This window comes from Bacillus sp. LL01, from assembly GCF_001037965.1.
On record NZ_LFEL01000007.1, the window covers coordinates 39,757 to 53,280 of the forward strand.

The 13,524-nt window shown below is 43.8% G+C and carries 11 protein-coding genes; 5 read left to right on the plus strand and 6 right to left on the minus strand.

The genetic code is table 11. The features are described from left to right. Positions 1-25 precede the first annotated feature (25 nt). Entirely contained in the window at positions 26-1,747 is a 1,722-nt protein-coding gene (polX, locus tag AB685_RS18405) for a DNA polymerase/3'-5' exonuclease PolX (protein WP_047972077.1), read from the minus strand. A 204-nt stretch (positions 1,748-1,951) separates the two neighbouring features. Here polX and AB685_RS18410 point away from each other — a divergent pair, with 204 nt between their 5' ends. From AB685_RS18410 to AB685_RS18425, 4 genes are all read left to right on the plus strand, one after another. Beyond that, positions 1,952-2,638 (plus strand): PspA/IM30 family protein, encoded by a 687-nt coding sequence (locus AB685_RS18410; protein WP_047972078.1) that lies wholly within the window; start codon positions 1,952-1,954, stop codon positions 2,636-2,638. 85 nt (positions 2,639-2,723) lie between these two features. Next, positions 2,724-3,752: a TFIIB-type zinc ribbon-containing protein gene (locus AB685_RS18415; protein WP_047972079.1), complete on the plus strand. Its 1,029-nt coding sequence runs from the start codon at positions 2,724-2,726 to the stop codon at positions 3,750-3,752. After that, positions 3,749-4,648, plus strand: a complete 900-nt coding sequence (locus AB685_RS18420) for a TPM domain-containing protein (RefSeq protein WP_241773341.1) — start codon at positions 3,749-3,751, stop codon at positions 4,646-4,648. Before AB685_RS18415 ends, AB685_RS18420 begins: the two co-directional genes overlap by 4 nt. A 406-nt stretch (positions 4,649-5,054) precedes the next feature. Beyond that, complete coding sequence (locus AB685_RS18425; protein WP_047972080.1) at positions 5,055-6,077, plus strand: SPFH domain-containing protein; 1,023 nt, start codon at positions 5,055-5,057, stop codon at positions 6,075-6,077. A gap of 63 nt (positions 6,078-6,140) precedes the next feature. Here the strand turns inward: AB685_RS18425 and AB685_RS18430 are convergent, their stop codons facing one another. Both AB685_RS18430 and zapA read right to left on the minus strand, forming a co-directional pair. After that, a complete protein-coding gene (locus tag AB685_RS18430; RefSeq protein WP_047972081.1) occupies positions 6,141-6,683 on the minus strand; it encodes a CvpA family protein in 543 nt (180 codons plus the stop codon). A 5-nt stretch (positions 6,684-6,688) separates the two neighbouring features. Beyond that, on the minus strand, positions 6,689-6,958 hold the full coding sequence (gene zapA / locus AB685_RS18435; protein ID WP_047972082.1) for a cell division protein ZapA: 270 nt from the start codon (positions 6,956-6,958) through the stop codon (positions 6,689-6,691). Positions 6,959-7,052: 94 nt separating this feature from the next. On the opposite strand from zapA, the gene rnhC reads away from it, so the two are divergent. After that, positions 7,053-8,009 (plus strand): ribonuclease HIII, encoded by a 957-nt coding sequence (gene rnhC / locus AB685_RS18440; RefSeq protein WP_047972083.1) that lies wholly within the window; start codon positions 7,053-7,055, stop codon positions 8,007-8,009. 659 nt (positions 8,010-8,668) lie between these two features. Here the strand turns inward: rnhC and pheT are convergent. From pheT to AB685_RS18455, 3 genes are all read right to left on the minus strand, one after another. Next, the gene (gene pheT, locus AB685_RS18445; protein ID WP_047972084.1) at positions 8,669-11,083 is read right to left on the minus strand and encodes a phenylalanine--tRNA ligase subunit beta; all 2,415 of its coding nucleotides are present in this window, start codon (positions 11,081-11,083) and stop codon (positions 8,669-8,671) included. A gap of 14 nt (positions 11,084-11,097) precedes the next feature. Beyond that, a complete protein-coding gene (pheS, locus tag AB685_RS18450; protein ID WP_047972085.1) occupies positions 11,098-12,132 on the minus strand; it encodes a phenylalanine--tRNA ligase subunit alpha in 1,035 nt (344 codons plus the stop codon). A gap of 516 nt (positions 12,133-12,648) precedes the next feature. After that, positions 12,649-13,407, minus strand: a complete 759-nt coding sequence (locus AB685_RS18455) for an RNA methyltransferase (protein ID WP_047972086.1) — start codon at positions 13,405-13,407, stop codon at positions 12,649-12,651. Between the last annotated feature and the right edge of the window lie 117 nt (positions 13,408-13,524).

Genomic DNA, 13,524 nt, shown 5'->3' on the forward strand with positions numbered 1-13,524 from the left:
ACCATAACTCCCTTCTTTGCTTGTCTTACGTATGGTGTCGTGTTAAAAATTTCTTTAACTCGTCCAGTGACCAGGTGTTGATCACGTTCTCTTTTTTAATCCAGCCTTTTCTTGCTGTTGCCACGCCCACTTCCATATGGTCTAGCATGTCGATGCTATGGGCATCCGTGTTGATGACAAGTTTCACCCCTGCATCCTGGGCAAGACGCACATAATGGCTAGCAAGATCCAAACGGTGCGGATTGGCATTCAGCTCAAGCGCAGTATCTGTTTCTTTTGCAAGTTGGATCAGCATTTCCACGTCGACATCATACCCTTCCCTGCGTCCAATCAGGCGACCTGTCGGATGGGCGATGAAATCCACATGATGATTTATAAGCGCTGTTTTCAGGCGTTCCATGATGACTTCCCTTTTTTGTGAAAAGCTCGAATGAATCGAAGCGATGACAATATCCATCTCTTCCATCAGCTCGTCATCATAATCAAGGGATCCGTCAGGAAGAATGTCCATCTCCACTCCGGATAATATTGTAATGTCGTCATACTTCTCGTTAAGTTTCTTTATTTCTTCTTTTTGCTGTCTAAGGCGTTCCGGCGTAAGCCCGTTTGCCACTTTCAAATAATGAGAGTGATCAGTGATCGCCATATATTTATAACCCTTTGCACGGTTTGCTTCTACCATCTCTTCGATAGTATAGGCACCATCGCTCCAGGTGGAGTGCATATGAAGATCTCCTCGAATATCCCTTAGAGAAACCAATGGGATTTCTCCATTCTCAAGGGCATATTCCACTTCTGTTCCATCCTCCCTTATTTCCGGTGGGATAAATGGCAGGTTAAAATGCTTGAAAAAATCTTCTTCCGTTTTGAAATGCTTGACTTCCCCGGTTTCCACGTCTTCCACACCGTATTCGCTGATTTTCTCTCCACGTTCTTTTGCAAGTTGGCGCATTCGGACATTATGGTCCTTCGATCCAGTGAAATGATGAAGTGTTGTAGGGAAACTTAATGGTTCCACCATACGGAAATCTACGGAGACATCATAATCAAATTTTAATACAATGGATACCTTCGTATCACCATTGGCAATGATTTCTGTCACCCGATCCATCTTCACAAGCTGTTCCCTTACTTTCGCAGGTTCCGTTGTGGAAATGATAAAATCCAGGTCTTTGATGGTTTCCCTGTATCTGCGGAGACTTCCTGCACGGGAATATTCTTCAATTCCATCCACGGTCGACAGGTACTCTTCTATTTGCTCGGCTATTGGCGTCATGAAGGAGATAGGCAAACGGTCCGGCCTTTTCCCCACTTCTTCGATGGAAGCTAGGATCTTCTCTTCGGTTTTCTTACCGAATCCTGCTAGCGCCTGTACCTTTTCCGCTTCACACGCTTCTTTCAAGCTTATAATATCTACTACGTCTAGCTCCTGATAAAGTTTCGCTATCTTTTTGCCGCCAAGACCCGGTAGGTTCAATAACGGAATTAATCCCTCTGGAACTTCTTGTTGAAGCTCCTCCAGGACAGAGGATTTACCCGTTTCCATAATTTCATGAATGACTGCTGCAGTGCCTTTTCCGATTCCACTTATTTTCGTGAAATCCTCGATCTGACTGAGGCTTCTTTCATCATTTTCAAGGGCCAAGGCCGCTTTTCTGAAGGCGGATACCTTGAAGCCGTTCTCCCCTTTTAATTCCATATATGTCGCAATTGTCTCCAACCATTTTACAATCTGTTTTTTGTTCATTTTTTTCACCTGACCTTATGTAAACTTATCCTATTAGAATCATACAAATAAATAGGGGAAATGTACAACCGAAGTTGCTTGAGGAAAGCGGAAAACAAGGTCTGGGGTAAATTTTCATGAAAAAATGAAACCTTTCCTCCTTGTATACAGTATTAACAATTAAGAGTTTCCTATTTTTATTAGAAAAAAGGAGGAATATATTTAATGAGTATCATAGCGAGATTCAGAGATATTATGTCCAGTAACATTAACGCTTTGTTGGATAAAGCGGAGAACCCGGAGAAAATGATTGATCAATATTTACGGAACCTGAACAGTGATCTAGGAAAGGTAAAAGCGGAAACAGCATCTGTCATGGCCCAGGAGCAGCGTTCGAAGAGAGAATGGGATGCATGCAGAGAGGATTTGGAGAAAATGGAACGCTATGCGGTTAAAGCATTGGAATCCGGAAATGAGGATGATGCAAGAAAGTTCCTTGAGAGAAAAAGAACGCTCGAGACGACTTTCTCCGAGCTGGAATCCTCCTATCAACTGGCTAGGACCAACTCCCTCCAGATGAAGCAGATGCATGATAAATTGGTTTCTGATATCGGCGAATTGGAAGCACGCAGGAACATGCTGAAGGCAAAATGGTCTGTAGCTAAGACGCAGGAAAGAATAAATAAACTTGGGAATGAGAGTGCAAACTCTGGGAATACCATCTCCGCATTTGGCAGAATGGAAGACAAAGTAAACCAGGCGCTTGATGAAGCCAATGCAATGGCGGAACTTAATGCGAGTCCTAAGGATGACATTGAAGACCTTACAGCCAAATACGATCAGCAAACCGCAAATGTTGATAGTGAGCTTGAAGCATTAAAAGCGAGATTAAAAAATAATAATCAGTCCTAGTCCACGAAGCTGTAGCAAACACGCTACAGCTTTGAAATGTCTGTACCAGATATGCGTGGAGCAATAAGGTGAGAGGTGATATCTAATGATTCTACATTACAAATGCCCGGGCTGTGGTAGCGATATGAGATTTGATGCCGAATCAGGCAAGCTTTCTTGTCAAAGTTGCGGCCTAAGGGAAAATATTGAAGAACATCCGGAACAGTTAATTACCACAACTTTTACAGAGGATGAAGTAAAGGAATATCAATGTGAAAACTGTGGCGCTGTCCTGATGACGGAAATAGAAACCACCGCAACTAACTGCAGCTTCTGCGGAGCCGGAGTGGTAATTGCAGATCGGTTGTCAGGCAATCTTGCTCCTGCTAAGGTCATTCCTTTTACCATTAACAAAGAGGCTGCGAGAACAGCATTTCAAAAATGGTGCGGCAAGGGGCTTCTGACACCCAAAGGCTTTATGAGTGCAGACCGTATCAAAAGTATCACAGGGATCTACGTACCTTTTTGGCTATATGATCTGAATAGCAAGGTCAAGGTATCGGCAGTGGGCACAAAGGTACGAACCTACACACAAGGTGATTACATTTACACTGAGACAAAGTACTATGATGCCTTTCGCGATATCAACCTCGACTATGTCAAAATCCCGGTGGATGCATCTGAAAAGATGAATGATGAAATGATGGACAAATTAGAACCATTCCCCTACGATCAGCTGAAGGATTTCAAAACCCCATATTTAGTAGGATATGTGGCGGAAAAATACAACTATGACAACGAGGAACTCCTTCCTAGGGCAAAGGATAAAATAAGCGGATACATTGATTCCTACATACACTCCACGCTATCCGGCTATCAATCCATCAGCTTCAAGGAAAAAAAGATAGATACGAATAGTGTTAGTAATCATTATGTATTATTGCCTGTGTGGATGATCAGCTATGATTATGCCCAATCAGAGCATACTTTTGCCATGAATGGACAGACAGGAAAAGTGGTAGGTAAACCGCCGATCAGTATGGGAAAAGTGGCGATGTGGTTCAGTGGGGTTGCAGGCGGTACCCTTCTGGCGATGAAATCGGTCTCCTATATGATGGGAGGCGGTTTTTGGTGAGTTGGAATTGGAATATACGAAAAGCCTATACCTTTCTTCCATTGATGATGGCTCTTTTACTGATGGTAACATGGGGGTTCACCGTACAGGCAGAATCGGTTAACCAGAAGCAGTTCGTATTCGATAATGCCGGGTTATTGACGGACCAGGAAGTTATACAACTAGAATCGTTAGCAAATGAGCTTGGTGCAGAATCCGATACTGCATTTCTAATTATCACGGCCAATGGGACGGATGGTATGGACATTGTGGACTATGTAGGGGACTTCTATGACGAAAATGCTCCTGGTTATGACCAGCCTCACGGGAATACAGCCATACTCGCCATTGACATGGAAGTACGGGATATTTATTTGGCTGGATTCAAGAAGGCGGAACTATACCTGAACGATCAACGCTTGGATATGATTCGGGAAGAAATAACGCCCGCCCTCTCTGAAGGGAACTATTTTGAGGCATTCTCAGAATTTATTTCAAGTTCACATGCTTATATGGGAGTGGAACCGGAAACGAGTGCGGAAAACCCTGGTTCTTATCCTGATAATAATGATGGTTATCAGGATTACGAGGAAGAGTATAATCAATTTGCTGGTGGAAATTCCTCAGAAAATATCCTTTTCCAATTATGGTTCCAGCTTTTGGTCTCTTTAATTGTTGCCGGAGTCGTTGTGGGCATCCTTGCATATAATTCAGGAGGCAGGATCACAGTAAGCTCCCGGACCTATATGAATAGCAATAGCTCTAAAGTACTTCATCAACATGATAGATACCTCAGGAAGACCGTAACAAAAGTGAAAAAGCCGACCAATAACAACAAAAGTGGCGGTGGATTCACAGGTGGTGGGGGTATCACAGGTGGCGGCCATTCCCACAGCGGCAGCCGAGGGAAATTTTAATACGCCTGGTTGGACGGGGTGAATTAAGTTAATTCAGTTCCTAGCTGATGATTGGAGCAAATGGCGTAGACTCCTGCGGGGGAGTAGCGACAATCTTGAGACCCCGCAGCGAAGCGAGGAGGCTCAAGGTCGCCCCGCGGAAAGCGAAGCCATTTGCGGAGATCATCTGCGGCAGCCGAGGGGAATTTTAATACGCTTGGTTGGCTGATGAAGATTTCGTGATGACAGAAACACTAGCTGTTGATTGTAGCACAGGGCGAAGACTCCAGCGGGAGGTAGCGGTAGACTTGAGACCCCGCAACGAAGTGAGGAGGCTCAAGCCCCCCCCCCGCGGAAAGCGAAGCCCAGTGCGGAAATCAACAGCGGCAGCCAAGAGGAACTTTAATAAATAAGGAGCTGATGAAAAATGTCGTTTTTCAGAAATCAATTTGCAAATGTCATCGAATGGCAAGAATTCAGAGAAGACATGATCTTCTATAAATGGAACAACAACGAAATCAAAAAGGGAAGCAAGCTGATCATTCGTCCTGGTCAAGATGCCATTTTCTTTAACAACGGAAAAATAGAAGGGGTATTTCGTGATGAAGGAACCTATGATGTTGAATCACAGATCATTCCATTTCTATCTACTCTGAAAGGTTTCCGTTTCGGATTCAATAGTGGCATGCGCGTAGAGGTTCTTTTTGTCAATACGAAGGAATTTACCGTAAAATGGGGTACCAGAAATGCCATTAACATCCCCGCACCTGGTCTACCTGGTGGAATGCCCATCCGAGCAAATGGAACATTTAATTTCAAGGTCGATGATTATATCGCCTTGATCGATAAAATAGCTGGAGTCAGGGAGCGCTATCTAGTAGAGGATGTCAGAATCCGTATCACCTCTGTTCTCGATCAGCTACTGATGAAATGGATTACCCGGGAAGGCAAAGATATGTTCAATCTCCAGTCCAACTCTTTTGAAATATCAAAAGGCATCAAAGAAGATTTGGATATGCAGATCATTGATAACGGCATAACCATTACAGGCTTCCATGTCATGAGCTTCAATTATCCAAAAGAGATTCAGGATATGATTTCCAAGACTGCATCGCACGGCATGGTTGGGGATGTGGATAAATACCAGCGCCTATCCATGGTTGATGGTATGTCATCCGGTAAGATGAATGGCAGTGGAGCGGCGTCCGACATGGCAGGCATGATGATGGGCATGAACATGGCAAATCAGATGATGAATCAAATGAACCAGCAAAATCAGAACAATGACCAAAGCGAGCCTCAGACTCCAGCTCAGGCAAAGACTCCCCTTGCACCCCCTGTTTCTGAAGGGCAACCAGCAGCGGAAAACAAACCGAACTTTTGCCCAAATTGCGGAACGAAAACCGCAGGCGGAAACTTTTGTGCTAACTGTGGACATAAGCTCGTTTAATTATTTCGTAATTAAAGAAGCAGCAGACACCAATTTCCGTCTGCTGCTTTCCTATGTTGTTTCCTACCTGCTTGCTATATACCCTGTCCATAGTTCCTGCAATTTCTCAGAGAATATCGGAGTATTTTCTACAATTCCCTTTGCCATGGATGAATCGCTGATTGATGTCTGAACCATATCCAAAGGTACCAATGCACCGATATATAGGAAGATAAAAACAATCAGATAAACTTCCACGAATCCAAGAACAGCACCAGCCCAGCTGTTCACCTGCTTCAATATCGGCAGATGGGAAAGGAAATCCAACATGGAACCAATGATTTGGGCGGCAATTCTTGTACTGAAGAACAAAATTGCAAAGGCAATTGCTCTGTAATAAGCGGTATCCAGACTGATCGTTTCAAAAAACATCGAAGCTTCCGCATTCCCGAAACTCGGCATCGGTACCCATAGTTTCAATTTTGGCGCAAGATCCGCATAAAACATATATGCCACTACAAAGGCGGCAATGAATCCGGATAAATGGACGATTTGCATGATGAACCCTCGACGAATCCCTACAATCAATCCCATAATAAATAGAAAAATAATAATTAAGTCTAACATCGTACTCAACCCTTTTTCTTTAATTCTTTCTCGAGCATATCGTATTCATCTTTTAATTTGATATAATCATGTACAACGTTAACCGCAGTGAGGACTGCCAGTTTACTGATGTCCAGGTTTGAATTTTTACCATTGATTTCTCTCATTTTTTCATCGACAATGGAAGCAACAAGTCGTATGTGACTTATACTTTCCGTACCAACAATTGAATATTGCTGTCCATATATGTCGACAGTTGTGCGAGTTTTATGCTCTGACAACGTGTATGCCCCCATTCATTAAAATCCTAATCTTTATAATACCACGAAACATTCTAAAGTGGAAAAGAAACATGGAAAAATGTAAAAATTTGTAGTAGGAGTGAATTAATTGTCATATCAAGTCATTCAGGTGTCAGGAAGTATTTTAAGCAAAATCAAAAGCTTTTATGAAAAATATCAAATCGACAAACTGCCAACCGGGGCAGTATTTGTGGCCAAATCACCAAAGTGCAATATTACGGCCTATAAATCCGGAAAGGTATTGTTCCAAGGTAAAGGGGCTGAAGAGGAAGCTAACATATGGAAGGGGTTTGGGGCAACAGATGCACCTGCAAAGTCCGGAAAGAAAGCAACAACAGTTTCTTCGGCGGGAACGAAAGTGAAATCCTCCTTACCTGCAGGCTTTGTCTCCCTCTCCGTTATTGGCTCGGATGAGGTGGGAACAGGAGATTATTTTGGTCCGATTACGGTTTGCGCGGCCTATGTAAAAAAGGAACATATGGCAAAATTGAAAGAATTTGGTGTCCAGGATTCGAAGGCATTGAATGATGAAAAGATTGTCAGGATTGCAAAAGCGATATTACCACATATCCCGTATAGCCTTTTAGTTTTACATAACGAGAAATATAATGAACTACAGCAGAGTGGAATGACTCAGGGGAAAATCAAGGCTTTGCTTCATAATAAAGCGTTGCAGCATGTATTGGATAAAATAGCACCTGAGAAGCCTGATGCCATATTGATTGATCAGTTTGCCGAGTCGGGTGTCTACTACCGCCATGTGGCACAGCAAAAAAATATTGTGCGTGAAAATGTTTATTTTCACACGAAAGCGGAAGGCTTGCATCTATCAGTGGCAGCAGCATCGATTATCGCGAGGTATTCCTTCCTGAAGGAGATGGATAAACTGAGTGTGCTTGCCGGCATAACGATTCCAAAAGGGGCAGGTTCTAAAGTGGATTCTGCAGCTGCAAGGGTGATTGAAAAGCACGGAGAAGCTTTCCTGAACAAAGTGGCGAAAGTCCATTTTGCGAACACACTGAAGGCAAAAAAATTGGTAAGATAACATTACCAGTCGAAAGTTCGTTTACAGAAGCAGGTCTTGTGCTATAATTTGTGTATACACATGATTGAAGAAGCCAAAGTGTTGGACGCACTTTGACTCTTGACAGAATAAGTTCCGCAGAAGCACGGCTACTGTGGAGTCGAACGTAATAAGTAACTCACCCGACTGCCTAACAGCGAATTAGAAGTCACGGGTGGGTTATTTTTTTGTCATTTCTTTTATTAACACAATTACTAGATTCACCAACGCAAAGAGGAATAGTCCTGATGTCAAGAAAAGCTGCACCTCGCTCATACGGTCACCCCCGTTCTCCACAGGGATTTCACCGCACCACCCGTTCCTATTATACTGTCCACTCTATTATAACATTCTATCAGAAAAACAGAACACATGTTCTTATAATTCCTTCCAAATACCTATTTTTAGAATGAAATAGAGATTGAGTTAAGATTTGTATTTGCATTTAGCGGTTGATCTTCGTTACAGGCGCTTCGCTTGCCTGCGGGCGGTCCGTGAGCCTCCTCACTCCGTTGCGGGGTCTCACCTGTCCCTTTCTCCCGTGGGCGTCTGCGCGCCTTCCACTCCAATCAACTAGTCTTTGCATTTTTAAATAGATTACAAAAAAAGGGATCCCAGTAGGAATCCCTTTTTCATTTATATTAGCTTCTCAATACGGCTTCGAATTTTTCTTCGACTGCTTGAAGCACTTTTGTGTGGACTTTTGTTACTTCTTCATCTGTTAGTGTGTGTTCGGGATGGTAGTAACGTAATGCAAAAGCGACTGATTTTTTGGATGAGTCGATTTTGTCACCTTCGTACACGTCGAATACCTTTACTTCTTTTAATAGGGAACCACCTGTCGTCTTGATGACTGCTTCTAGTTCGCCTGCCGGAGTTTCACGATCCACTACAAGCGCGATATCACGGCTGATGGATGGGAAGCGTGGGATAGCTTCGTATTGGATTTCTCCAATGTTCTCTCCAAGTAACGCTGTTAAGGAAAGCTCGAACACGTATGTTTCAGGTAAGTCTAGCTCATTTAATTTTTCTGGATGAAGCTGGCCGATGAAACCGATGCTCTCACCGTTCAGTAAGATTTCTGCTGTACGTCCTGGATGTAACCCGTCTTTTTCTGAACGGTTGTAAGTAATAGATTCACTCACTCCAAGCATAGTGAACACGCCTTCTAAGATTCCTTTTGCAACAAAGAAATCAACCGCTTTTTTCTCACCCTGCCACGGGTGCTGCTGCCATAATCCTGTTAACGCACCAGCGAGGCGCTCTTTTTCTTCCGGCAATACAGCTTCGTCTTTTCCGATGAATACAGAACCAATTTCATATACAGCGTTCGCTTGCGAGGAACGAGCTATATTGTGCTGTAGAGCTTCTAGAAGATGTGGCACTAGGCTTAGACGCAACGTGCTTCTTTCTTCACTCATCGGCATTGAAAGGCGAATTGCCTTTCCATCCTCAAGGGCGAATTGCTTTGCACGCTCATCACTTGTCAAAGAGTATGTGATGTTCTGGATCAGTCCAGCACCTTCCATATAGCGGCGGACTTTACGACGCTTCGCTTGATAAGGTGTCAACACACCAGGTGTCGCAGCACTTACAGGCAATGTCGTTGGAATATTGCCGTAACCGTAAAGACGAGCAACTTCCTCTACAAGATCCTCTTCAATCGTGATGTCCCCACGACGAGTAGGAACCGTTACCGTAAAGCTTCCGTTGTCTTCCGTTACCTCAAATTTAAGCTTCGTAAAAATCTCCTTCACTTCCGCAGCAGTGATGGAAGTTCCTAAAACAGCATTTATTTTTTCTATAGTAGTAGTCACAACTGCAGGTTCTACTTTCAATGTGTTAACTTCCACAGATCCGCCAACCACTTCACCGCCAGCATACTCTGCCATAAGGGCAACAGCTCTTTCTGCAGCTTCACGTGTCCGGTTCGGGTCAATTCCTTTTTCATAGCGGGCACTTGCTTCACTACGCAGACCGTGGTCTTTAGAAGCTTTTCTGACAGTCACTCCGTTGAAGTATGCGGACTCAAGCAAGATAGTCGTTGTGTCAGATTGAACCTCTGAATTCGCTCCACCCATTACACCAGCTAGTGCGACAGGCTCTGATCCATTTGTGATAACAAGATGGTCTTCTGTTAACGTACGTTCCGCATCGTCAAGAGTGGTGATTTTCTCATCCTGACGGGCACGGCGTACAAGAATTTCCTTGTTGCCAAGACGATCATAGTCGAACGCATGCAATGGCTGACCATATTCTAATAAAATGTAGTTCGTAATGTCGACTACGTTGTTGTGTGGCCGGATTCCCGCTGCCATCAGACGAGCTTGCATCCAAAGCGGAGCAGGACCGATTTTCACGTTTTTCACTACTTTAGCCACATATAACGGGTTATCTTCAGATGCATCCACATTGACTGAAATATAAGCAGAAGCTTCCTCATTGTTGGCAACATATTCCGTTGATGGCCAATTTACTTCACGGCCAAGGATTGCTCCTACTTCATATGCCACACCTAGCATGCTTAGTGCGTCAGAACGGTTTGGTGTAAGACCGAGCTCCATCACTTTGTCTGTGCGGTTTAAGTATTCCAGTGCATCTGCACCGACTTCAACTTCATTTGGGAACACGAAGATCCCTTCTGAGAATTCCTTAGCAACAAGCTTAGAGTTGATTCCAAGTTCCTGCAGGGAGCAAATCATTCCGTTAGATTCTTCGCCACGAAGTTTCGCGCGCTTTATTTTAAAATTACCAGGAAGTACTGCTCCGACTGTTGCAACTGCCACTTTCTGGCCTTTGTCTACATTCTTAGCACCGCAGACAATTTGTACAGTCTCTCCGTTTCCAAGGTCCACCTGGCATTTGTTCAATTTATCCGCATTTGGATGTTGTTCTTTTTCTAAGACATGACCGACTACGACACCTTTGATACCGTCGTTCAGTACTTCCACGCCTTCTACTTCAATTCCGCTTCTTGTAATCTTTTCCGCTAAATCTTCTGCGGAAATATCATCTATATTTACGTAATCTTTTAACCAATTGTAAGAAACAAACATGGTTTCCCCTCCTCTTAAACTCGATTGAATTGCTTCACGAAACGTTGATCGTTCGTGTAGAAATGGCGGATGTCGTCGATACCGTAACGAAGCATCGCAATACGCTCAGGGCCCATTCCAAAAGCAAATCCTTGATATTTTTTCGGATCATAACCGGACATTTCAAGCACGCGTGGATGTACCATACCTGCACCAAGAATTTCAATCCAGCCAGTTCCCTTACACATGCTACAGCCTTTGCCTCCACACTTCGCACACGTCACGTCAATCTCAACAGACGGCTCTGTAAACGGGAAGAAGCTAGGACGCAGACGGATTTCACGATCTTCACCGAACATCTTCTTTGCAAAAGTTTCAAGCGTCCCCTTAAGGTCACTCATGCTGATGTTCTCGTCAATAACAAGTCCTTCAATCTGTGTGAACTGGTGGGAGTGAGTCGCATCGTCATCATCACGGCGGTACACTTTACCAGGACAGATGATCTTGATTGGTCCTTTTTCCTTGTTCGCTTCCATCGTTCTTGCTTGCACAGGGGAAGTTTGTGTTCTTAGAAGTACCTCATCTGTAATATAGAAAGAATCCTGCATATCACGGGCTGGGTGATCCTTCGGCAAGTTTAATGCTTCGAAGTTGTAGTAGTCCGTTTCCACTTCCGGTCCTTCTGTGATGGTGTAACCCATCCCTAGGAACAGGTCTTCGATTTCTTCAATAACCTTTGTTAATGGGTGTGGGTTTCCTGTTGGTGCCGGACGGCCAGGTAAAGTTACATCGATCGTTTCAGATGCAAGCTTCTTCGCTACTTCCGCCTTTTCCATTTCAGCTTGCTTTGCTTCAATTTTCTCGGCAACATTTCCACGCACAACGTTAGCTAGTGCTCCCATTTTCGGACGGTCTTCTGCTGAAAGCTTTCCCATTCCTTTCAAAATTTCCGTGATGGGACCTTTTTTTCCAAGGTACGCTACACGGACTTCATTTAGTTGCTTTAAGTCTTGCGCTTGTTCTACCTGCTCGATGGCAAGTGTTTCTAATTCCTTTAATCGCTGTTCCACATCTATTCCTCCTTGGTTCATTATTGAGTACGGTTGTTGAAATTTCCAGCTGTTGATTGGAGCACAGGGCGAAGACTCCGGAGGGAGGTAGCGGTAGACTTGAGACCCCGCAACGGAGTGAGTAGGCTCAAGCACCGCCCCTCGGAAAGCGAAGCCCAGTGCGGAAATCAACAGCGGCGTTTAACAGTGCCTATTAATAAACAAAAAAACTCGCCCCTAAAAAAGGGACGAGATATTCGCGGTACCACCCTAGTTAACAAAGACAAATTACTCTTTGTTCGCTCTATTCCAGATAACGGCTATCTAACCGGTCCACCTTTACAGCATGGCTTTAGGCCTGCTGGTCCAAGTGTCACTCAAGAGGTGAAATGTTCACTCATTCTTCCTTTAAGATGCTTTCAGTCTACGGCACCTATTCCCTGGTAAGGTCTGAAATGAGCTACTTGCCTCTCTCATTGCTTTGTTTTGTATGTAACTATTTTTATATTATATTGAAAACACGTGCCGGATGCAACTCTATCCGCGTAAATAATACATTAAAATACCTGCTGCAACGCCGACATTCAAGGATTCGCTTTGACCGTGGATAGGTATATAAAGATTCTGGTCTGTCATGTCGAGGTGATCTTGGGCCATTCCTTTTCCTTCATTGCCAAGAATAAGCGCGAAGCCCTCAGACGATTGGACTTCCTGGTAAGGTACACCGTTTTGAAGAGAAGTTCCGTAAACTGGTGTATGGAGCTCTTTACACTGCTTGATGTAGCTTTTGAGGTCGCCTCTTGTTATTGGCAGGTGAAAAATCGATCCTTGTGTGGAACGGATCACTTTGGAGCTGTATAGATCTGCACAGCCTTCTCCTAAAATAACCATGTCCATTCCCGCTGCGTCCGCTGTTCTTATCATCGTGCCCACATTTCCCGGATCTTGAACATTATCCAGTAAAAGAATTTTTTGGTTAGGTTGGATAGTGCGTTCGTTTTCTTCGGGAATTCGGCAAATCGCTGCCACTCCCTGTGGCGTTTCCGTTTCACTGATTTCTTTTAGGACATTCGGAACGGCATAAATTAGTTCCACATGGTTGAGATCCCATTCGCTCGGGATGGAGCGATCTTCGGAAATGATGATTTCTTCTACAAGATTGTCTACTTTCAGTGCCTCTTCCACCAGATGAAATCCTTCAATGATAAACGTTCCGGACTGTTCACGTTCTTTCTTTTTCTGCAGTTTTTTCCACTGTTTCACTTTATTGTTCTTGATGGATTCTATATGTTTCAATGCTTGTTTCTCCTTTTCCGCTACTCATTACTGCTATTATACGCATTTTGCACACATAATTAAACCACCTGTTGGACATCCTATGTGTTGATACTATTTTTCCTACGAGGTGATAAG